Origin of the sequence: Williamsia deligens (genome assembly GCF_024171765.1) — a bacterium.
In the GTDB taxonomy this organism is placed as follows: domain Bacteria; phylum Actinomycetota; class Actinomycetes; order Mycobacteriales; family Mycobacteriaceae; genus Williamsia_A; species Williamsia_A deligens.
Genome location: NZ_JAMTCI010000001.1, coordinates 811,848 through 833,659, shown reverse-complemented (window position 1 = coordinate 833,659; position 21,812 = coordinate 811,848). Strand labels below are relative to the sequence as shown.

The following is a 21,812-nucleotide window of genomic DNA, read 5'->3' as shown; positions in this document are numbered from 1 at the left end:
CGGACCGGTCCCGTCAGCCGCCGACGCGCGCGCCCGTCAGCCCGAGGTTGTCGCGCAGCGTGGTGCCCTCCCACTCGGTCCGGTACACGCCCTTCTCCTGCAGGAGCGGGATCACCTCGTCGGCGAAGCGGTCGAGGCCGCCGGGCGTGATGTGCGGGACGAGGATGAAGCCGTCGGAGACGTCGTCGGCGACGAACTTCTCGATCGTGTCGGCCACGGTGCGCGCCGACCCGACGAAGTTCTGGCGGCTGGTCACCTCGACGATCAGCTCGCGCGTGGAGAGGTTCTTCGACTCGGCGAGTGCCCGCCACTCCTGTGCCACCTCTACCGGGTCCCGGTGGTGGCGCACGCTGGCCCGCCCCCGCGCGACGGTGTTCTCACCGGGGACGGGATCGACGGACGGCAGCGGGCCGTCCGGGTCGTGGTCGGAGAGATCGCGGTTCCACATCTGTTCCAGGAACGCGATGGCGGTGGCGCCGCTGACCTGCTGCAGCCGGACCTCGTGGGCGATGTCGGCGGCGTCGGAGTCCGTGTCACCCAGGACGAAGGTCGCGGCCGGGAGGATGAGCAGGTCCTCGGGCGCGCGACCGAAGCCGGGCAGACGGCCCTTGACGTCGGCGTAGAACGCCCGGCCCTCGTCGTAGGTGGCGTGCCGCGAGAAGATCGCGTCCGCGCGCTGCGCGGCGAAGTCGCGTCCGGCGTCGGAGTCGCCGGCCTGGAAGATCACCGGGCGCCCCTGTGGGCTGCGGGGGACGGAGAACTGGCCGGCGATGTCGAACTGGGAGTCGGTGTGGGAGAACGCACCCACGTCCGGGCGGGCCAGGAACTGCCCGGATTCCTTGTCGGCGACGACGTCGTCGTCGCGCCACGAGTCCCACAACTCGGTCGCCACCTGCAGGAACTGCTGTGCGCGCGTGTACCGCTCGCTCTGCGGGAGGTACCCGCCGCGCCGGAAGTTCTCGCCGGTGAACTCGTCCCACGACGTGACGACGTTCCACGCGGCGCGGCCGTCGCTGAGATGGTCGAGGGTGGCGAACTGCCGTGCCACCTCGAGGGGTTCGTTGAACGTGGAGTTGATCGTCCCGGCCAGCCCGAGATGGGTGGTCACCGCGGCGAGAGCGGAGAGGATCGCGAACGTGTCGGGTCGTCCGACGACGTCGAGGTCGTAGATCCTCCCGTTCTGCTCACGTAACCGAAGGCCCTCGGCGAGGAACAGGAAGTCCATCTTGGCGCGCTCGGCGGTCTGCGCGAAGTGGACGAACGAGGAGAAGTCGATGTGGCTGCCCGCGGCGGGATCGCTCCACACGGTGGTGTTGTTCACGCCGGGGAAGTGTGCGGCGAGGTGGACCTGCTTGCTCATGCTGACGCGCCTCCTGTCGTGGCGTACCGGTTGACGGGTCGCGGTGTCAGCCCGAACCGCTCCCGGAGCGAACTCTCGCCGTACTGCTCGCGGAAGACACCGCGTCGCCGGAGTTCGGGGACGAGATCCTCGGCGATGCGTGTGAGGTCGTCGGGGAGTCGTGCCGGACGAAGACGGAGACCCGAGATCCCGTCCACCGCGGTCAGTTCGACGATGCGATCGGCGACGTCGGTGGCCGTCCCGGCGACGATCTCCGCGTCGCTGCGCAGTGGCGACCCGAAGCGGTCGTCGAGGCGCGCGAGGGTGTCGCGGGCCTGCTCGGTGGTGTCCCCGAGCACGACGACGAGGTCGACGAGGATGCGGACCGGCTCGCTCCGGTCGGCGGCCCGGTGCGCGGCGTCCACCGCGGCGACGATGTCGGCTGCCTCGTCGGTGTCGGCGGGCGTGATGAACCCGATGTCGGCGGACTCGCCGATGAACTCGAACGGCACCGCCTGGTGCCCGAGCGCGGCGATCAGCGGTTGGCCCTGCGGCGATCGCGGCGTGATGGAGGGGCCGCGCACCGAGAACCACGCACCCTCGAAGTCGATGTAGTGCAGCTTGTCCCGATCGACGAACCGGCCGGTCGCCACATCGCGGATCTCGGCGTCGTCCTCCCACGAGTCCCACAGTCGGCGCAGCACCTCGGCGTAGTCGTGCGCCTCACGGAACAGGTCGCCGACGAGCGCCGCGTTCGCGGGGTCGGTGGGGTCCGACGCGGCGCCGGCGGGGAACTCCCGACGTCCGAACAGCGCGGCTTCGTGCGGGCGCGCCGAGACCTGCAGTCGCACACCGGCCCGACCCCCGCTGACGTGGTCGAGGGTCGCGATGGCCTTCGAGGTGTGGAACGGCTCGGTGTGCGTCACCACCGCGGTGGGGAGGAAGCCGATGTGGCTGGTGGTCGGAGCGATCCGGTTGGCCAGCAGCACGGCGTCGAGACGCCCGGACACCAGGTCGGTGCGGGGTTCCAGATCGCGTCGCTTCGTCGGCCGCAGCCCGAACGAGTCCTCGATGGTCACGGCGTCGACCGCCGCGCGCTCGGCGGTCGCGACCAGGTCCACCCAGTAGCGGGCACCGAGGAGTGCGTCCGGTCGGGCGGTGTCCTCACGCCACGCGGCCGGATGCCACCCGGCGCCCTCCAGGGCGACCACCAGGTGGATGTGGTCTGACGAAACGGTCACGGGTACTCCTGTCGTCGACGCGTCCATCGATGCGAACCCCGACGGTGGCACGGGTGATCCCGGACGGGCGACATGCGATCACCCTGAGCACAACCCGGGCGCCGGACCCCGGGTGCGCGCTAGACACGATCGGGTGACGTCTGCCGCGCCGATACCGCTGTCCGTGCTCGACCTGTCGCCGATCCCCGAGGGCGGATCCGCGACGCAGGCCCTGCGCACCACCATCGATCTCGCGGTCGCCGCCGAGCAGTGGGGCTACTCACGGTACTGGCTCGCCGAGCACCACTTCGCCGCCGTCGCGGGCGCATCGCCCGCGGCTCTCGTCGCCCTGGTCGCCGAGCGGACGACGACGATCCGCGTGGGTTCGGCCGCCGTGCTCATCGGGTTCAGCACGCCGGTCGGTGCCGTCGAGTCGTTCGCCACCATCGCCGCGTTGCATCCAGGCCGTCTCGATCTGGGTCTCGGTCGATCGGTGCAGCGACGCGCGGAGACGACGGCAGCCGCGCCCGCCGGACCGTCGACGGCCCCGCGACCGCCCCGTGAGGACCGCGTCGTCGACGGTCTCCTCATCCCTGCGCCCTTCCCGCTGCCGAAGGAACTCCTGGGCTCGCCGACGATCGCCGCCTCCACGGAGGCACTGGTGTTCCCCGGCGCACAGATCCCCGACTTCGACGACGCCGTCGACACGGTGCTGTCGCTGCTGGACGGCACCTACGCGGTCGCGCCGCCGACGTCGGACACACCGGTCCCGCTGCGGTCGTGGCAGGCGGCCGAAGCCGATGTGGCGGTGTGGATCCTGGGGAGCAGCGGCGGCCAGAGCGCACGTGTCGCCGGCGAGCGCGGTCTGCCGTTCGTCGCGGCCTACCACATCGTCCCGTCGGGGGCGCTCGACGCGGTGGAGGCGTACCGCGCGGCGTTCCGACCGTCCGAACACCTCGCCGAGCCGTATGTCATCGCCTCGGCGGACGTCGTCGTCGCCGACGACGACGAGACCGCGCGGGAACTCGCCGCGGGCTTCGGGGGCTGGGTCCACGACATCCGCACCGGCAAGGGCGCGCAGCCGTATCCCCGGTCGGCGCACCCCCTCTCGGACGATCAGCTGGCGGTGGTGTCCGACCGCATCCGGACCCAGATCGTGGGTTCGCCCGACACCGTCGTCGACGGACTGCAGACTCTCGCACGGGGACTCGGTGCCGACGAACTCGTCGTCACCAGCGTCACCCACGACGAGCAGGACCGCTTCCGGTCCTACGAACTCCTCGCCAAGGCGTGGGGTCTGCCGGCCTGACCCAGCCCGACCCTGTGCACACGACACCGCCCGCGACGAAGGATCGTCGCGGGCGGTGTGCGTCGGGGACCGCTCAGGCCGGGACCGGCTCCGCCCGGGTGAAGTCGCCGGCGGGGGTGAACTTCGCCAGCACGTCCTCGGCAGGCTCCCCGGCGACCGCGGAGATGAAGCCCAGGATGTCGTCGCGGGTCTTCAACGTCAGCAGCGGGTTCGGGTCCGACAGCAGCCCGAACAACGCCGACGCGATGTCGGTGTTCACCGCCGCGGCCGGGAACGCCAGCTCGAGGTGCTCGGCGTAGTCGGGGTGGCCGAGGAACAGGCGTGTCACCTCGACGGCGGCGTGCCCGCGCAGCTCCCAGAACTTCTCGAACTGCTCCGACAGCCAGTCCGCGGTGAACGGCCCCTCGTGTGCGGCAGCGGCTCTCACCAGTTCCGACACCTGCACGAGGGCGTTCTGTGCACCCTGTCCGGCCACCGGGTCGACGGCGATCGCCGTGTCACCGATCGCCGCGACGACGTGACCGCTCGCCGTGGTCGCCGTGGAGTTCCGCACGACCGGGGTGACCGCGCCCTTCGCCCAGGACTTCTCGTCGGACTCCACGATCTCCAGCTTCTCGACCTCGGGGAGGTCATGCGGGAAGTAGTCGCGGTAGAGGTCCAGCACGATCTGCCGAGCCGACTCGCGGTCGGTCGCGGCGGCGAAGCGGTCGACCCACTGGCCCTCCGGCTTGGCGAATCCGAGGAACGCCCAGGTGAGGCCCTCGTCCTTGTGCAGGTACGGGCCGAGCCACGCCTCACCGTTGTCCGCGTCGAGGTTGTAGAGGTCGTGCTTGCCGCCCTCACGGTTGCGGTAGGCGAACACGTCCTCGCCCTGGTCGAGGCCCTTGAGGACGATCTGCAGGAGGTGGCGCTGCGGCCGGTCGTAGACGGTGCGGGACTCGTCGACACCGAACAGCTGGGCGAGCCCGCCCTTGCCGGTCGCGACCAGCGTCAGATCGTGGGCGCCGGCGATCTCGTCGAGGGCGGCGGCGTCGATGGCGCGCACCTCGAACCGGCCGCCACGCTCGAGGAACCGGCCGATGCGGTCGTCGGAGCGCAGCCGCACGTCGACGGCTTGGGTGACGTAGTGGAAGTCGGGGTTGAACTCGAGGACCTGTGCCCGGTCGTCGCCGTCGCCCGCGTACAGCCGCGCGCTGATGCCGCTCGTGTTCCCGACGGAGTAGAGGTCCTCGATGATCGACGCGTCGTAGTCCTTCGACTTGCCGAACAGGACCGCCGTACCGGTCGGTGGTACGTCGTCGCGGAGCGAGGCGCGGTCGCGGTCGCTGTAGAGGGTGACGTCGAAACCGGCGTCACGCAGTCCGAGTGCTGCGGTGGTGCCGGCGATACCGGCGCCGACGACGGCTGCCGATCGGGTCGTGTCTGTCATGTGTGGCTCCTGCCCGGAGTTCGTGGTGGATCGGAACGTCTCTCGACCGGTGCCACGCTGCTCAGGGTGGGGCGAGAGGTGAAGGGTTAGGCGTCCGCTGAGCACAAGGGAGGGCGCGGCGACGAAAACCTTTTGTCGGGCTCACGGGCCGATGACTACGGTCGGGCAATGCTCCCCGTCTCCGAGGCCGACATCCGGTCGTCGTTCGTCAACTGCTCCAAGGGCGACGCCAAGCGTCTGTCGGTCCCGACGGCCCTCGGGACACTGGACTTCGAGAACCTCGACTTCCTCGGCTGGGCGGACGCGACCTACGCGGGCCGCTGCTACGTCGTGACCCCCGGCGTCGACGACGAGATCGTCGGGATCGCGCTGCGCCGAGCGGCGGGCGGTACCCGACGCGCCCAGATGTGCACCATCTGTTTGACGACGCACCCGTCCGGCGGGGTCGCGCTGATGTCCGCGGCGAAGGCCGGTCCGGCGGGGCGGCGCGGGGACACCGTCGGGGCCTACATCTGCGCCGACCTCGCGTGCTCGGCCTATGCGCGGGGGACGAAGACCCCGTCGCTGGGCAAGCAGTACAAGGAGGACCTCGACATCGCGGCGAAGGTGACGCGGGTGCGCGAGAACATGGCGGCGTTCGTCGCCCGCGTCGTCGGCTGACCCTGCGATCAGCGTGACCACAACCCTGGACCCGGGACGCAGCGCCCGCGAGAGTCCACGGCATGTCCCGACACCGCTGGTCCCGCATCCGGCGCTGGCGTCGGTCACTCCGCCTCGACGTCTCCGCCCTGGCGGCCGCGGCTGCGGCCGTGCACCCGGAGGCGCCTGTCCTCACGGGCTGAGTCCGCGGGTCGCGAACCCTCGCTATACGGTCACCGACAGCACCGCCCCCGACGACCGGGCGGGCAGTGACCGGGAGGACCCATGACCGTCGACGCCACGCCGTCCGTCGCGCACCGACTGCGCCGGATGACCGGTCGCGACCACCACGAGGACGGTCGCACGGCGTCCGACCTCGAGCTCTTCTTCGACCTCACCTTCGTCGTCGCGTTCTCCGTCGCGGGTGTCCAGGTCGCCGAGTACCTCGCCGAGGGGCACTACCGGACCGCGATCGTCGGGTTCCTCTTCGCGTCGTTCTCGACGATCTGGGCGTGGATCAACTTCTCCTGGTTCGCCTCCGCGTTCGACACCGACGACTGGGTCTTCCGCGTGGTGACGATGGTGCAGATGGGTGGCGTGCTCATCCTGTCCCTCGGTGTCGCGTCTGTGTTCTCCTCCGTCGACTCCGGCGCCACCATCGACAACCGCGTGATGGTCCTGGGTTACGTCGTGATGCGGGTGGCGATGATGGTCCAGTGGTTGCGCGCCGCGACGCAGAGCGAGACCTACCGGCGCACGTGCCTGACCTACGCCGTGGCGATCCTCGTCGCGCAGATCGGGTGGGTGGTCGTCATCGTGCTCGAGATGGCGCTCGTCCCGACGCTCGTCGCGACCGTCGTCCTCGTGGGTGTCGAGCTGGCCGGGCCGTTCGTCGCCGAACGGCGCATGCCGACACCGTGGCACCCGCACCACATCGCCGAGCGCTACGGGCTGCTGGCGATCATCACCCTGGGGGAGGGGATCGTCGGGACCGCCGTCGCGCTGCAGTCGGTGATCGCGGCACAGGGGTGGACGGTGCAGACGGTCGTCCTCGGCCTCGCGGGCATCGCGATCACCTTCTCGCTGTGGTGGATCTACTTCGTCGTCCCCACCGGTGACGCGCTCGAACGGGACCGCTCGAAGTGCTTCGTCTGGGGGTACTCCCACATCCTCGTGTTCATGGCGATCGCCGCGGTCGGTGCCGGTCTGCACGTCGCCGCCCTGTACATCGAGTACCACTCCGAGGTCGGGGCGGCCGTCGTGGTCACGGCCGTCGCGGTGCCGCTCGCCGTGTACTTCGTGATGTTGACGCTCACCTACTCGTATCTGGTCGAGTTCGACGTCCTGAACGCCGCGCTCACGCTGGGCGGGCTCGTCGTCCTCGGTGTGGCCGTCGCCGCCGCGGCCGCCGGGGTGCCGCTGGTGTATGCGCTGGTCATCGCGGCCGTGGCCCCGGTCGGGATCGTGGCCGTCGACGAGGCTGTCGGGACCAGGCGCCGCGCGGAGGCGCTCGTGCGCCTGCGCTCGTCCTGACGTCGCCGACGGCGACGGTAGAGTCCTGCCCCGTGCGAGTTCTGGTCATCGGGTCCGGCGGACGTGAGCATGCGTTACTTCTCGGCCTGGCGGCCGACCCTGGGGTCGACGACCTGCACGTGGCACCCGGCAACGCTGGCACCCGGGCGCTCGCGACCACCCACGCCGTGGACGTCGCCTCCGCCGACGCCGTCGTCGCGCTGGCCCGGCAGGTCGCCGCGGACCTCGTGGTCATCGGCCCCGAGGTGCCGCTGGTGCTCGGCGTCGCCGACGCGCTGCGCGACGCCGGTATCGCCACCTTCGGACCGAGTGCCGCCGCCGCGCGGATCGAGGGGTCGAAGGCGTTCGCCAAGGACGTGATGGCCGCCGCCGGGGTGCGCACGGCGCACAGCGAGATCGTCGACACCCCCGCGCACCTCGACGCCGCGCTCGACCGCTTCGGACCGACCTGGGTGGTGAAGGACGACGGACTCGCAGCCGGCAAGGGAGTCGTCGTGTCCCCGGACCGGGCGGCGGCGCGGGCACACGCGGCCGACCTCCTCGAGGCCGGACATCCGGTGCTGCTGGAGTCGTTCCTCGACGGACCCGAGGTGTCGCTGTTCTGCCTCGTGGACGGCACCGACGTCGTCCCGCTGCTGCCGGCGCAGGACCACAAGCGTGTCGGCGACGGCGACCAGGGCCCCAACACCGGCGGGATGGGTGCCTACACCCCGTTGCCCTGGCTTCCCGAGGACATGGTCGGGCGCATCGTCGACGAGGTCGTCAGACCTGTTGCGCAGGAGATGGTCTCGCGGGGATGCCCGTTCAGTGGCCTCCTGTACGCCGGGTTGGCGATCGGTGCCGACGGACCCGCCGTCGTCGAGTTCAACTGTCGCTTCGGTGATCCCGAGACCCAGGCGGTGCTGGCGCTGCTGGAATCCCCACTGGGGGAGGCGCTGAACGCCACCGCGACGGGCACGTTGGCCGGCCTCGAGCCCCTGCGATGGCGGGACGGGGCGGCCGTGACCGTCGTCGTCGCCGCCGAGAACTACCCGGGCAAGCCCCGCACCGGGGATCCGATCACCGGCGCCGACCAGGCCGGTGTCCTGCACGCCGGCACCACGACCGACGCCGACGGTGTCGTCGTGTCGTCGGGTGGCCGGGTGCTCGCCGTCGTGGGTGTCGGCGACGACCTCGCGCGGGCACGCGCTGCGGCCTACGAGCGGGTCGACGGCATCCGCCTCGCCGGGGCGCACCACCGCACCGACATCGGTCTCGCCGCGCTCGAGGGCCGGATCGCCATCCCCTGAACCGCGGCTCAGGTGGCGAGATTGCGTCCCAGGAACGCCATCTGGTCCGGGAGGACGCTGCGCCAGAAGCGGTTGTTGTGGCCACCCGGCGAGGTGGTGAAGGCGGCGGGCGGATGCAGTCCCGCCATCCACTGCCGGGTATAGAGGTAGAACTGGTCGCTCGCGCCGACGTCGATGAGCAGCGGGATCTGCGTGAACGCGGCCTGCTGTCCGAACAGCGAGTTCGCGGCGTAGTCCTCCGCGCCGTCGAACGCGCGGGGCGGGAACGAGCGCGGATCCCCCCACAGCGCAGGCGAACTCGCCGCGATGGCGACGACACGACGCGGTCCGAGGATGGCGCCGAGGCGCAGCGCGCCGTACCCGCCCATCGACCACCCGTACAGGCCGATGCGCTCGGTCGACAGGCCCAACGAGGGATCGGCGGCGAGCATCGGGAGGAACTCGTCGATGATCATCGCCGCGGCGTCGGTGCCGTCGACGCGCGGGTGGTAGTAGTTGCGGCCCGTGTCCGGGGCCGCGAGCGCGAACGGCGCGGTGCCCGCCGCGACGGACTGTGCGAGGTAGCGGTGCATCTGCAGGCTGCTGATGAACGCGGTCTTCTCGTCGGTGTTGAGCGCGTGCAGCACCACCACGACGGGGAGCACCCCCGTGACGCCGGGTGGGCGCGCGACGATCCACCGCGTCTGCCGGCCCAGCATCTTCGCCGACACGAACGACCCGCTGACGAGGGCGGGGTCGCCGGGCTTCGGGGCGGTCGACACGGTGGACTCCGGCGACACCTCGTCCTGGGTGCGGGTCTGGGCCTGCTTGCGCGGCGCGTCGTCGTCCCGGGCGCATGCACCGAGGGCGATCAGTGCGCTCAATCCGGCTCCCGCACCCAGAACGGTGCGACGGTCGACTGCGCGCATGCCCTCTCTCCCCGACACGACCGCGGTCTGCGACGACCGCCGTCTCGGCTGATGACGAGCCCTGAGGGTACCGGCTCTCGCCTACGCTGCGATCCATGACCACCCAGCGCCCGGGACCCGTGGTCCCCGGTCCGTCCGCCCGCTCGGACGTGGCGATGTTCCACGTCATGGACGTGCTCGCCGCGAGCGCCGCACGCCGGGCCGAGGGCCTGGAGGTGGTGTCGCTCGCCGCCGGACAACCCTCCAAACCGGCTCCGGCGCCGGTGCGGGCCGCGGTCGTCGACGCGATCTCGTCGGACCTGCTCGGCTACACGGAGTCGGTCGGCACCGCCGCGATCCGCGGCGCCATCGCGGGGTACCACCGTCGTCGCTACGACCTCGACGTCGATCCCGACGACGTCGTGGTCACCACCGGGTCGTCGGGGGCGTTCACGCTGATCTTCCTGGCCGCGTTCTCCCCGGGCGACCGGGTCGTCCTGCTGCGCCCCGGGTATCCGGCCTACCGCAACGCCCTGCGGGCCCTCGGCTGCGAGGTCGTCGAACTCGACTGCGGGCCCGAGCACGATTTCTGTCCCACCGTCGAGATGCTCGACGCCCTCGGTGACCCGCCCGCCGGTCTCATCGTCGCCAGTCCCGCCAACCCGACGGGCACGATCATCCCGCCCGACGACCTCGCCGCCCTCGCGCGGTGGTGCGACGACCACGGCACCCTGCTCATCTCCGACGAGATCTACCACGGCATCGAGCACCCGGGTGCGCCGCCGACGTCGTGTGCCTGGTCCACCTCGCGGGAGTCGGTCGTTATGGGCTCGGTCTCCAAGTACTTCTGCATGACGGGCTGGCGGTTGGGGTGGATGCTCGTGCCGCGTCGCTATCGCCGGGCGGTCGAGCGGTTGACCGCGAACCTCACGATCTGTCCGCCGACGCTGTCGCAGATCGCGGCGGTCGCCGCCTTCGACGACGCGTCGCTGCGGGAGTGTGACGCCCACGTGGCCCGCTACACCGCCAACCGCGATGCGCTCGTGGCCGGGCTGACGGCGTTCGGTGTCACCGACATCGCCCCACCCGACGGGGCGTTCTACCTCTACGCCGACATCGGGCACCTCACCGACGACAGCCTCGGGTGGAGCGCCGACGTCCTGCGCACGACCGGTGTCGCGGTCGCCCCGGGAGTCGACTTCGACACCGTGCGTGGCACGCGCACCATCCGTCTCAGCTTCGCGGGCGATCGCACCGACATCGACCGCGGGCTCGAGTTGCTCGGTCCGGTCCTGTCCCGCGGCTGACGCGGCGACGCGCCCGCACCGGACACGCCGCCGACGGCACCAGACCAGCGAAAACGCGCCGACGGCAACCCCGGATTTGGCAGCATGTCCTCCCATGACGTCAGCAGCGACTCCGAAGGGTCTGCGGCGTCGTGCTCGTCTCATCGCCGCCGCCGGAGATCTGCTGATGGAGGGCGGTTTTGACGCAGTTCGGCACCGCGCTGTCGCCGACCGTGCGCAACTCCCGCTGGCGTCGACGACCTACTACTTCGAGTCGCTCGAGGACCTCGTGGTGGAGGCGGTCACCCATGTCAGTCACCACGACGAGGACGCCATCCGCGATCGCGCGACCCACCTTGCCCGCCGCCGTCGCGGGTGCGAGGCCAGCGCCGAGGCGCTCGCCGACGTGTTCGTCGGCAGCGACGAGGATCGCGATCTGCTCGTCACCCGGTGCGAGACAGTCGTTCTGGCGCAGCGGTTCCCGCGGTTGCGGCCGCTGCTGGCCAACCGCGGCAAGCTGATCGGCGAGCTGCACCACGAGGTGCTCGGCAAGTCGCATCGATCACCGACACCCGGAGGTGTCGCCCACCTGATGGCCGTCGAGGAGGGTGCGGTGGTGCGCGCGCTGTCCGACTGCGTCGACGACGTGCACGCGCTGACCTACGAGGCGCTGTGCCACGTGGTCGAGACGCTGGCGCCCAGCGACCGCTGATCTCCCGCGCCTCGCTGCGGCGCGATTGGGGTCGTCGTGTCCGCGCGGGGCAGAATGAGCCGCGTGTCTGACAAGCCGCGCATCACCGATGTCCTGGCCGGCCGATACGCATCGGCCGACCTCGTCACGCTGTGGTCCCCCGAGCACAAGATCGTCCTCGAACGTCGCCTGTGGATCGCGGTGCTCACCGCGCAGCGCGACCTCGGTGTCGACGTCCCCGACGGTGTCATCGAGGACTACGAGCGCGTCGTCGACGACGTCGACCTCGCGTCGATCGCCGATCGGGAACGGGTGACGCGGCACGACGTGAAGGCGCGGATCGAGGAGTTCAACGCCCTCGCCGGTCACGAGCACATCCACAAGGGCATGACCAGCCGCGACCTCACCGAGAACGTCGAGCAGCTGCAGATCCTGCGATCACTCGAGCATGTCCACGCCCACGGTGTGGCGGTCGCGGCGCGGTTGGCCGACCGAGCGGCGCAGTACGCGTCGGTGGTGATGGCCGGTCGCAGCCACAACGTCGCCGCGCAGGCGACCACGCTGGGCAAGCGGTTCGCCTCCGCCGCCGACGAGGTCCTGATCGCGCTGACCCGCCTGCGGGAGCTGATCGACCGATACCCGCTGCGGGGCATCAAGGGCCCGATGGGGACCTCGCAGGACATGCTCGATCTGCTCGACGGCGACACCGGGCGGCTCGCGTCCCTCGAATCGAGAGTGGCGGCGCACCTCGGGTTCTCGCGGTCGCTGACGTCGGTCGGTCAGGTGTACCCGCGATCACTCGACCACGACGTCGTCTCCGCGCTCGTGCAGGTGGCGGCCGGGCCGTCGTCGATGGCGCACACCATCCGCCTGATGGCAGGCCACGAGCTCGTCACCGAGGGGTTCCAGCCGGGTCAGGTGGGCAGCTCGGCCATGCCGCACAAGATGAACACCCGCAGTTGCGAGCGCGTGAACGGTCTCGCTGTCGTGTTGCGCGGGTACTCGTCGATGACGGCCGAACTCGCGGGCGCCCAGTGGAACGAGGGCGACGTCTTCTGCTCGGTGGTGCGCCGCGTCGCCCTGCCCGATGCGTTCTTCGCCGTCGACGGGCTGATGGAGACGTTCCTGACCGTGCTCGCCGAGTTCGGGGCCTATCCCGCGGTGATCGCGAACGAACTCGACCGCTACCTGCCGTTCCTCGCGACCACCAAGGTGCTCATCGCCGCGGTGCGTGCCGGCGTCGGACGCGAGACCGCGCACGAGGCCATCAAGGAGAACGCGGTCGCCGTCGCGCTGGCGATGCGGGAGGAGGGCCGCGAACCCGACCTCCTCGACCGCCTCGCCGCCGACGACCGTCTCCCGCTCGACCGCGCCGCGCTCGACGCGGCCCTCGCCGACAAGCACGCGTTCATCGGCGCCGCCGAGCAGCAGGTCGCCGACGTCGTCGCGGCGGTCGGCCGGCTCGCGGATCAGTACCCCGACGCCGCCCGCTACACGCCTGCCCCGATCCTCTAGGTCAGACCCCGGCGCGCTCGGCGATGCCGGCGATGAACTGCGCCTGCCCGATGTGCAGCGTGATGTCGTTGAGGACGCTGACCAGGCGGACGCCGGCGGTGACCGGGGGATCCCAGTTCTCGTCGACGATGCGCTCCACCTCGTCGGCGTCGAGACGGCGGATGTAGTCGAGCGCGCCGGTCAGCGCGACGTGGAAGTACCCGGCCAGCAGATCGCCGTCGCCGGGCACCGCGGCGACGTCCTCGCTGCTCTGTCCGTACCCCGTGGCCCAGTCGTCGAACGGGAGCGCGAAGCGGTCGCGCCACTGCGCCCACGCCTGCTCCTCACCCGTCAGTCCCGCGACGTGGTCGTCGAGGATGCGCGAGGAGTGCCAGATCAACCAGGCGATGGTGTTGGCGTCGGCGTCGACCCGATGGGTCAGTCGCGTCGCGGACGAACCGTCGGTGAGCGAGGTGACGGCGTCGTCGGCGCGGGTGAACGCGTCGGTGAGAACGTCGTGCAGGGCGGTGTCGGTGTCGGTCACGGTGACTCCTCGGGTCGGCAGGGGCTCTCGGTGCAACGCGCGACGGTGTGGTCGCGCATTCCCCGCAGATCAGGGGGTGCGCACGTCGCCATGTCCGAGGTCGCGGTCGGGGAATGCCACGTCGCGCACGCGACGCTTGAGTTCGGCCGCGTCGGGGAAGCCGCCGTCGGTGGCGCGGTCCCACACCGGCGTGCCGTCGACGTCGACGGCGAAGACGCCGCCTGTGCCGGGGACGAGGGTGACCGAGTCCAGCTCGGTCCCGAACGTCGACAGCAGCTCCGCCGACATCCAGTTCGCGCGCAACAGCCAGTTGCACAACGTGCAGTAGCGGATGCGCACAGTCGGTCGGGAGACCTCGGGCGTCGTCATGCGTGACGAGGATAGGCGCGCGGCGTGCCGCGAGGGGCCCACCACTAGCCTTGGGGCCATGCGTCCCACCCTCGCGTCCTACCGCCACGTGGCGTCGGGCAAGGTCCGTGAGCTCTACGAGATCGACGCCGACACGCTGCTGATGGTGTCGACGGATCGCATCTCCGCCTATGACCACGTGCTCGACAGCCTCATCCCCGACAAGGGTCGGGTCCTCACGGCGATGTCGTTCTTCTGGTTCGAGACACTCGGCGTCCCCCACCACCTCGCCGGTGGGCCCGAGGACCCGCGCATCCCCGCCGCGGAACTGGGCCGCTCGATGGTGGTGCGCAAGCTGCCGATGCTGCCCGTCGAATGTGTGGCCCGCGGTTATCTGACGGGATCGGGTCTGCTCGACTACCGCGCCACCGGCGCCGTCTGTGGGATCGAGCTGCCGGAGGGACTGCAGGAGGCCTCGCGCCTGCCGGTGCCCATCTTCACCCCCGCGAGCAAGGCCGCCGTCGGTGACCACGACGAGAACATCGACTTCGCCGGTGTCGTCGACCGGGTCGGTGAGCCCACCGCCCGCGCACTGCGCGACGCCACACTCGAGATCTACATGCGGGGAGCAGAATTGGCCGCGAGCCGCGGGATCATCCTCGCCGACACCAAGTTCGAGTTCGGGGTCGACGCCGACGGGTCGCTGGTCCTCGCCGACGAGGTGCTCACACCCGACTCGTCGCGGTACTGGGACGCGAGCATCCACACCCCGGGCGCCGTGCAGCCCAGCTTCGACAAGCAGATCGTCCGCAACTGGCTGACCGGACCCGAATCGGGATGGGACAGAACGGGGCAAACCCCACCGCCGCCCCTTCCCGACGACGTCGTCGCGAGGACTCGAGCCCGCTACATCGAGGCGTACGAGACGATCTCGGGTCTGGCGTTCGCGCAGTGGCCGGGAGCGTCGCTGTGACCGCCCGCCCGGAGGTGCCGACGGCCAAGAAGGTGCCCACCACGCGGGAGCATCACGGCGACGTCGTCGTCGACGAGTACGAGTGGCTCCGCGTCAAGGACGATCCGGAGGTCATCGCGTACCTCGAGGCGCAGAACGCGCTGACCGAGGCCGACACCGCCGAGCTGGCCGACCTGCGGGCGGCCATCGTTGGGGAGATCAAGTCCCGGACCAAGGAGACCGACATGTCGGTCCCGGTCCGGCGTGGTCGCTTCTGGTACTACTCGCGGACCGCCGAGGGCAAGCAGTACGGCGTCAGCTGCCGGTGTCCGATCCGCGCCGACGACGACTGGAACCCGCCCACCGTCGGCGACGATCCCCTCGACGGCGAGATGGTCCTGCTCGACTCGAATCTCGAGGCGGAGGGGACCGAGTTCTTCTCCCTCGGCGCGTTCTCCGTCAGCGACGACGGCGGTCTGCTTGCCTACGCCGTCGACACCGTCGGTGACGAGCGGTACACGCTGCGGATCAAGGACCTCGCGACCGGGGAACTCCTGCCCGACACCGTCGAGAACACGGCGCCGGGGGCGACGTGGTCGGCGGACGGTCGCCACGTCTTCTATCTCACCGTCGACGACGCCTGGCGTCCGGACACGGTGTGGCGGCACGACATCGGTGCCGGCTCCGACGACGTCCGAGTCTTCCACGAGCCGGACGAGCGCTACTGGGTCGGGATGGGCACGACGCGCAGCGACCGCTACCTGATGATCGTCCTCGGTTCCAAGATCACCTCCGAGGCGTATGTCCTCGACTCGTCGGACCCCACGGGGGAGTTCACGGTCGTGTGGCCGCGTCGCGACGGCGTCGAGTACGACGTGGAACACGCGGTGATCGGCGGCGAGGACCGGTTCCTCATCACGCACAACGAGAACGCGGAGAACTTCGAGATCGTCTCCGCGCCCGTCGACGACCCGACGTCGACACGGGTGGTCGTCGCCCATGACACCGAACGCCGGATCGAGGGTGTCGACGCGTTCGCCGAGCGCCTGGTTCTGAGCTACCGCCGGGGCGCGACACCGCGTATCGCCGTCGCTGATCTGCGCGGTGTCGGTGCGGACGACGAGATCGCGTTCGCCGAGGTCGAGTTCGAGCAGGAGCTCGCCTCCACCGGCCTGGCGTCGAACCCGGAATGGGCCGCACCCCGACTGCGGATCGGCTACACCAGCTTCATCGAACCGTCGGAGGTCCTCGACCTCGATCTGACGACCGGTGAACGGATCCTGTTGCGGCGTCAGCCCGTTCTCGGTGGGTACGACCCGGCCGACTACGAGCAACGACGCGAGTGGGTCACCGCGCGCGACGGGACCCGGGTACCGCTGTCGGTGATCGCACGCCGCGGCGTGCAGCGGCCGGCGCCGACGCTGCTCTACGGATACGGCTCGTACGAGGCCAGCATGGATCCGTCGTTCTCCATCGCGAGGCTGTCGCTGCTGGACCGTGGCGTCGTGTTCGTCGTCGCCCACATCCGCGGTGGCGGCGAGATGGGGCGGCACTGGTACGACGACGGCAAGACGCTGACGAAGCAGAACACCTTCTTCGACTTCGTCGACGCCGCACAGCATCTCGTCGACACGGGGGCGACGACGCCGTCGCAACTGGTGGGTGAGGGAGGCTCGGCGGGCGGACTGCTCATCGGTGCCGTCGCGAACATCGCCCCGGAGCTGTTCAGCGGGATCCTGGCCGTCGTGCCCTTCGTCGACCCGCTGACCTCCATCCTGGACCCGTCGCTGCCGCTGACGGTCATCGAGTGGGACGAGTGGGGCAACCCGCTCGAGGATCCCGAGGTCTACGCCTACATGAAGAGCTACTCCCCGTACGAGAACGTCGAGGCGAAGCCGTATCCCGCGATCCTCGCGCTGACGTCGCTCAACGACACCCGGGTCATGTACACCGAGGCCGCGAAATGGGTGGCACGGCTGCAGGCACACACGACCTCGGATGCGCCGATCCTGCTGAAGACCGAGATGAGTGCGGGCCACGGTGGTGTGAGTGGTCGCTACCAGCAGTGGGAAGAGGTCGCCTTCGAGCACGCCTGGGTCCTCCGCCAGACGAAGGCCCTCTGACCCGACCCTCTCACCCCGTCGAGTGGGCGGTTAACAACGTCGACTGGGCGTTTACAGACGTCGAGTGGGCGGTTGGCGACGTCGAGTGGGCACCACGCGGCGGCCGGCGCTCATCGGTGGCCTCGGAGTTCAAGGGCGCGTTCGATCCTGGCCATCTCGCCGACCTCATCTGACGACAGCGCCGCCGCATTCGTTCGCAGCGGGATCCACCCTCGCTGCCTCACTGCGCCGTCGCGGCGAAGATCGTGCAGCTTTTGTTCTTCCGACGAGTGGTAGTCGACCCCGTCGTAGTCGATGCCGATCTTGTACCGCCGATAGCCGAGGTCGAACCGGGCGATCAGCGCGCCCGAGTCGTCGAACACCTCGATCTGGCTCTCGGGTCGGGGGAGTTGGTGGCGATGCATGATCAGCCGGGTCCAGCTCTCTCCCGGTGATTCGGAGAGTGGGTCGACCAGACCGACCAACTCGCGAAGTTGGCAGATGCCGCGTGCACGGTCGTGATCGCGCGTGTACGCCCAGAGCTGGGAGAGGTCGAGCCCCGAACACCGGGCGAGGTCGTCGAGGTGGCCCAGCGCGAGCCAGTCGGGTCGGCGCCTCCCCAGGTCGTACGCGGTGCGGACAACGCTGGTTACAGGCATCCCCGAGATGTCGACGATGTCGTCTGCGCCGAGCCGGTCGGTGCGGATGATGGTCACCCCGGTCCGTCGCCGTCCCTGACCACGCAGGTCCCGGATGACCTCGACGTCGCCGCTGATGTCCGGATAGCGCGTCCCGTGGAGGAAGTGGGCGCTGAGGCCCGCGACGACCGCGGCGGGGCCGGCGCTGAGATGAGCGGCGCGGATGCGGTCGGTCGCGCTCAACGTGACTGCGGGATCCGCGTAGACGCCACGGTGCAGCCGGTCGAACTCTCTTCTCGTCCGATGGGCGGCTGCGTCCGTCTGCCGGATATGACTCGGTGCGGCGGCGTGCGCCTCCGGTAGGTGGACCATGTTCATGGGACGCGGGCGGGCGTGATGTGGTTCCACCCGGTCGTCCACCGCCCACTCGACGTCCGTAGCCGCCCAGTCGACGTCTGTAGCCGCCCACTCGACGTTTGTAAACGCCCACTCGACGTCTGTAAACGCCCACTCGACGGGTGAGGGTGGGTTTCGGGGCGGGGTTTCGGGGCAGGGTTACGGGGGTTTGGGGTCGCAGGGGTCGAAACAGCGAACGGCCCCCGGCACGGTGTGTGCCGGGGGCCGTTCGTGAGACCTGGTGTGTCAGTGCACCATCATCGGTGCGGCGGGCTCGCCGTCGGGCGTCGCGACCGCGATCTTCTTGCGTGGCAGGAAGAACGCCGGCACGAGGCAGATGGCGATGAGCACGACGGCCACGACGAAGGTGTCACCGAACGCACCGGCCGCACCCGACGGGGTCGGCGGCACCAGCGACTTCAGGTTCGTCGCGAGGATCACCGAGATGACCGCGGTGCCGATCGACGCAGCGGTCTGCTGCACGACGTTCACCAGCGTCGAGCCGTCGGCGACGGACTCGGCCTTCAGCGTCGCGAGCGCAGCCGACATCATCGGCATCATCGACATGCCCATGCCGAGACCCTGGACGAACAGCGCACCGCCGAGCAGCCAGTACGACGTGTCCGCGCCGAGGAACATGAGGCGCCCAGGCCGATCGCGATCAGCACGATGCCGGTGAGCACGAACTTGCCGGGACCGATCTTGTCGGTCATGCGGCCGGCGATGGGCATGGTGATCATCGCGCCGATGCCCTGCGGGGCCACCAGCAGACCGGCCATCAACGTGGACTCGCCGCGGACCCCGATGAAGTACTGCGGGAACAGCAGCGACGCACCGAAGAACGCGATCAGGAAGAACGTGAACGTGACGATGGTGACGCTCAGGGTGCGGTTCTTGAACAGCCGCAGGTCGAGCAGGGGCTTCTTCCCGCGCAGGGCGTGCACCACGAAGGAGACGATCAGGATCGCGCCGACGGCCATCGGGATCAGCACCTTGGCCGCGAGGAACGTGCCCTCCTCGTTCGACGACGACACACCGAAGAGGAAGACCGCGAGACCGGGCGAGAGCAGCAGCAGTCCGACGAAGTCGAACGAGGGCTTGGACTTCTCCTCGTCACCGTCGAGGATCCACGCCGAGTACGCGATCGCCGCGATGCCGATCGGCACGTTGATGAGGAAGATCCAGTGCCACGAGACGAACTCGATGAGCACGCCGCCGAGGATGGGCCCGGCGATGGGGCCGAGCAGCATCGGGATGCCGAGGACGGCCATGATCGAGCCGACGCGCTCCGGGCCGGCCGCGCGGGTCAGGATCATCATGCCGACGGGCATCAGCATGCCGCCGCCCGCGCCCTGCAGCATGCGGAAGGCGACCAGCGAACCGATGTTCCACGCGAAGGCACACAGCACGGAGCCGATGACGAAGAGCACCAGCGACAGCAGGTAGACGTTCTTGGTGCCGAATCGGGCTGTGGCCCAGCTCGAGAGCGGGATGACGGCGGCCAGGGCGAGCGTGTAGCCGGTCGCGGTCCACGCCGCGTTCGCCGCGGACGTCGAGAACACCTCCTGGAAGGTGTTCTGCGCGACGGCCACGACGGTGGTGTCGAGGATGGACATGATGGCGCCGAGCACGACGACTGCGGCGACTTTCAGGGTGCGGGCGTCGAGGCCCGGCGCCGCGTCGGCGGCCGGGGTCGTCGGTGCCTGGGAGGTGGTCATCGGTTCGCTTTCTGACGTCGGTGGGTGAACACCGGATCGGGATCGGCGAGATAGTCCCCGGTGACTATCGAGCTCAGTGCGGAGTGCAGGTCGTTGCGGAGTGCAGCGGGCAGACGGTCCAGGAAATTCCGGAACTCGTCCTCCTTGCTGTCGAGGTGTTCGGAGACCTTGTGCTGCCCCTCGTCGGTGAGGGACACCCGCTTGACGCGCCGGTCGGCGGGGTCCTCGCGACGGTCGACCAGTCCGAGACCCACCAGCTTGTCCACGTTGCGGCCCGTGGCCGCCAGCGACAGTCCGAGCACCTCGCTCAACTCGTTCAGGGAGAGCGCCCGAGCCCGACCGGCCAGCACCATGAGGGTGCGGAAGTGGGAGAACGAGATGTCGGTGGACATCAGCCCGTCGATCGCGTCGACCTCGGCGGTGCACAGCAGGCGGTTGATGAACTCGACGAGGACGTCGAACGTCGCCTCTGTCGACACCTCACCCACGGTCTCCCCCTGCACCGAGAAAAGGTAACGCGCACGCAACTATCGACGCCAATGCAAGTGACTGTGGGTTCGGTCACCACCCGGGGCGGAAGAGACGATGGTCACCGCGACCGGGGGAGATGCGGCGACCCGGCATCCGTGCCCGCCGGGACCCGGCATCCGTGCTGCTGTGGCCTACCCTCGTCGCCATGAGCGCACTCACCGAGATCCCGCTGTCCACTCTTCGCGGCGAGGAGGCGACCCTGGGCCAGTTCGGCGGACCCGTCCTCGTCGTCAACGTCGCGAGCAAGTGCGGACTGACCCCGCAGTACACCGGCCTCGAGAAGATCGCCGAGGACTACCGCGACCGCGGACTCACCGTCGTCGGCGTGCCGTGCAACCAGTTCATGGGGCAGGAGCCGGGGACCGCGGAGGAGATCGAGACGTTCTGCTCGACGACCTACGGCGTCACCTTCCCGCTCCTGGAGAAGACCGACGTCAACGGGGAGAACCGCCACCCGCTCTACACGGAGCTGACCAAGGCGCAGGACGCCGACGGCGAGGCCGGCGACGTGCAGTGGAACTTCGAGAAGTTCCTCGTCGACGCCGACGGCACCGTCGTGCGGCGGTTCCGGCCCCGTACCGAGCCCGACGCCCCCGAGGTGATCGCCGCGATCGAGGACGTCCTGGGCGACTGAGGACGATCGGCTCCCGGCGTTCGACCGGAGTACACGTCGCATCCACCATCGCCTCACCTGCGGACACCACACTCGGTGCCATGGCTGGTCGGTTGTATGTGTCCGTCTCCGGGATCCGCACCGAGACCCTCGACGACGTGCGCGTCCTCGTCGAGGACCTCGCTGCTCGCGACGTCCCGACGTCGCTGCTGGTGTCACCGCGCCTCAAGCACGGATATCGCCTGCACGAGGACCCCGCCACGGTGAGCTGGTTGCGCGAGCGCCGCGCCGGCGACGACGCGATCGTCCTCCACGGCTACGACCAGGCCCCGACGAAACGTCGGCGTGCCGAGTTCGCCGTCATCGACGCCCACGAGGCCGGCCTGCGGCTCGCCGCCGCCGACCGCGTGCTGGAGACGTGCGGCCTGCGCACCCGCATCTTCGCGGCACCCCGATGGACCGCGTCCCCCGGCGCGCTCTCGGCTCTGCCGCGGGCGGGATTCGGCGTCAACCTGGGCTTCACCGGATGGGACGACCTGACGACCGGGCAGTCCACGAGGTCACGCGTCCTGGGGTTCGGCGACGGCTTCCGGGTCGATCCGTGGTGGTGTCGCATGGTCGTCGCCGCCACGAACCGCACGGGGCGACGGGGCGGGCACGTACGGCTGTCGATCGCGGCCAAGCACCTGCAGACCCCGCTCGCGCGGGCCACCTTCCTCGACTGCGTGGACCACGCTCGACACCACGGACTCACCCCGGCCACCTATCGCGACCTGACCGTCGCGGGTGTCGGGCGCGGGGCGGCCTGAGGTCGTTCCCCCGGGGTCCCGGCCGGTAGAGTGACGCGCGAATCC

At 70.1% G+C, this 21,812-nt stretch carries 19 protein-coding genes and 1 pseudogene; 11 read left to right on the top strand and 9 right to left on the bottom strand.

Annotation, left to right across the window (positions count from 1 at the left end; all coding sequences use genetic code 11):
* Positions 1-13: 13 nt before the first annotated feature.
* A complete protein-coding gene (locus tag LX14_RS03895) occupies positions 14-1,360 on the bottom strand; it encodes an NtaA/DmoA family FMN-dependent monooxygenase (protein WP_253645957.1) in 1,347 nt (448 codons plus the stop codon).
* Positions 1,357-2,580 (bottom strand): LLM class flavin-dependent oxidoreductase, encoded by a 1,224-nt coding sequence (locus LX14_RS03890; RefSeq protein ID WP_253645956.1) that lies wholly within the window; start codon positions 2,578-2,580, stop codon positions 1,357-1,359. The genes LX14_RS03895 and LX14_RS03890 overlap by 4 nt, the downstream gene beginning before the upstream one ends.
* Positions 2,581-2,713: 133 nt before the next feature.
* On the opposite strand from LX14_RS03890, the gene LX14_RS03885 reads away from it, so the two are divergent.
* Positions 2,714-3,868, top strand: a complete 1,155-nt coding sequence (locus LX14_RS03885) for an LLM class flavin-dependent oxidoreductase (RefSeq protein WP_253645955.1) — start codon at positions 2,714-2,716, stop codon at positions 3,866-3,868.
* Positions 3,869-3,941: 73 nt separating this feature from the next.
* On the opposite strand, the gene LX14_RS03880 is transcribed toward LX14_RS03885, so the two are convergent.
* Complete coding sequence (locus LX14_RS03880; RefSeq protein WP_253645954.1) at positions 3,942-5,297, bottom strand: styrene monooxygenase/indole monooxygenase family protein; 1,356 nt, start codon at positions 5,295-5,297, stop codon at positions 3,942-3,944.
* A gap of 168 nt (positions 5,298-5,465) precedes the next feature.
* Between LX14_RS03880 and LX14_RS03875 the strand changes: the two genes are divergently transcribed.
* The 3 genes from LX14_RS03875 (at position 5,466) to purD (ending at position 8,758) form a co-directional block, all read left to right on the top strand.
* Positions 5,466-5,957 (top strand): FBP domain-containing protein, encoded by a 492-nt coding sequence (locus LX14_RS03875; RefSeq protein WP_253645953.1) that lies wholly within the window; start codon positions 5,466-5,468, stop codon positions 5,955-5,957.
* A gap of 264 nt (positions 5,958-6,221) precedes the next feature.
* Entirely contained in the window at positions 6,222-7,469 is a 1,248-nt protein-coding gene (locus LX14_RS03870) for a low temperature requirement protein A (RefSeq protein WP_253645952.1), read from the top strand.
* A 32-nt stretch (positions 7,470-7,501) separates the two neighbouring features.
* Entirely contained in the window at positions 7,502-8,758 is a 1,257-nt protein-coding gene (purD, locus tag LX14_RS03865) for a phosphoribosylamine--glycine ligase (RefSeq protein WP_253645951.1), read from the top strand.
* Positions 8,759-8,766: 8 nt separating this feature from the next.
* Here purD and LX14_RS03860 read toward each other — a convergent pair whose 3' ends face one another.
* On the bottom strand, positions 8,767-9,666 hold the full coding sequence (locus LX14_RS03860; protein WP_253645950.1) for an alpha/beta hydrolase-fold protein: 900 nt from the start codon (positions 9,664-9,666) through the stop codon (positions 8,767-8,769).
* 95 nt (positions 9,667-9,761) lie between these two features.
* On the opposite strand from LX14_RS03860, the gene LX14_RS03855 reads away from it, so the two are divergent.
* The 3 genes from LX14_RS03855 (at position 9,762) to purB (ending at position 13,137) form a co-directional block, all read left to right on the top strand.
* Positions 9,762-10,952 carry an aminotransferase class I/II-fold pyridoxal phosphate-dependent enzyme gene (locus LX14_RS03855; RefSeq protein ID WP_253645949.1) on the top strand — a complete coding sequence of 397 codons (1,191 nt, stop codon included), beginning with the start codon at positions 9,762-9,764 and terminating at the stop codon, positions 10,950-10,952.
* 94 nt (positions 10,953-11,046) lie between these two features.
* Complete coding sequence (locus LX14_RS03850) at positions 11,047-11,643, top strand: TetR/AcrR family transcriptional regulator (protein WP_253645948.1); 597 nt, start codon at positions 11,047-11,049, stop codon at positions 11,641-11,643.
* A gap of 63 nt (positions 11,644-11,706) precedes the next feature.
* Positions 11,707-13,137 (top strand): adenylosuccinate lyase, encoded by a 1,431-nt coding sequence (gene purB / locus LX14_RS03845; protein WP_372505245.1) that lies wholly within the window; start codon positions 11,707-11,709, stop codon positions 13,135-13,137.
* A gap of 1 nt (position 13,138) precedes the next feature.
* On the opposite strand, the gene LX14_RS03840 is transcribed toward purB, so the two are convergent.
* Complete coding sequence (locus LX14_RS03840; RefSeq protein WP_253645946.1) at positions 13,139-13,660, bottom strand: mycothiol transferase; 522 nt, start codon at positions 13,658-13,660, stop codon at positions 13,139-13,141.
* A 69-nt stretch (positions 13,661-13,729) separates the two neighbouring features.
* Positions 13,730-14,029, bottom strand: coding sequence for an Rdx family protein (locus LX14_RS03835; protein WP_253645945.1), 300 nt, complete (start codon positions 14,027-14,029; stop codon positions 13,730-13,732).
* A 58-nt stretch (positions 14,030-14,087) separates the two neighbouring features.
* On the opposite strand from LX14_RS03835, the gene LX14_RS03830 reads away from it, so the two are divergent.
* Positions 14,088-14,981: a phosphoribosylaminoimidazolesuccinocarboxamide synthase gene (locus LX14_RS03830; RefSeq protein ID WP_253645944.1), complete on the top strand. Its 894-nt coding sequence runs from the start codon at positions 14,088-14,090 to the stop codon at positions 14,979-14,981.
* Positions 14,978-17,083, top strand: a complete 2,106-nt coding sequence (locus tag LX14_RS03825; RefSeq protein ID WP_253645943.1) for a S9 family peptidase — start codon at positions 14,978-14,980, stop codon at positions 17,081-17,083. The genes LX14_RS03830 and LX14_RS03825 overlap by 4 nt, the downstream gene beginning before the upstream one ends.
* Before the next feature lie 110 nt (positions 17,084-17,193).
* On the opposite strand, the gene LX14_RS03820 is transcribed toward LX14_RS03825, so the two are convergent.
* From LX14_RS03820 to LX14_RS03810, 3 genes and pseudogenes are all read right to left on the bottom strand, one after another.
* On the bottom strand, positions 17,194-17,943 hold the full coding sequence (locus tag LX14_RS03820) for a putative endonuclease domain-containing protein (RefSeq protein ID WP_253645942.1): 750 nt from the start codon (positions 17,941-17,943) through the stop codon (positions 17,194-17,196).
* Positions 17,944-18,342: 399 nt separating this feature from the next.
* Positions 18,343-19,814 (bottom strand): annotated as a pseudogene (locus LX14_RS03815) (DHA2 family efflux MFS transporter permease subunit).
* A complete protein-coding gene (locus LX14_RS03810) occupies positions 19,811-20,317 on the bottom strand; it encodes a MarR family winged helix-turn-helix transcriptional regulator (protein WP_253645941.1) in 507 nt (168 codons plus the stop codon). Before LX14_RS03810 ends, LX14_RS03815 begins: the two are co-directional and overlap by 4 nt.
* 173 nt (positions 20,318-20,490) lie before the next feature.
* Here LX14_RS03810 and LX14_RS03805 point away from each other — a divergent pair, with 173 nt between their 5' ends.
* Complete coding sequence (locus LX14_RS03805; RefSeq protein ID WP_253645940.1) at positions 20,491-20,979, top strand: glutathione peroxidase; 489 nt, start codon at positions 20,491-20,493, stop codon at positions 20,977-20,979.
* An 80-nt stretch (positions 20,980-21,059) separates the two neighbouring features.
* Positions 21,060-21,767: a DUF2334 domain-containing protein gene (locus LX14_RS03800; RefSeq protein ID WP_253645939.1), complete on the top strand. Its 708-nt coding sequence runs from the start codon at positions 21,060-21,062 to the stop codon at positions 21,765-21,767.
* Positions 21,768-21,812 lie beyond the last annotated feature (45 nt).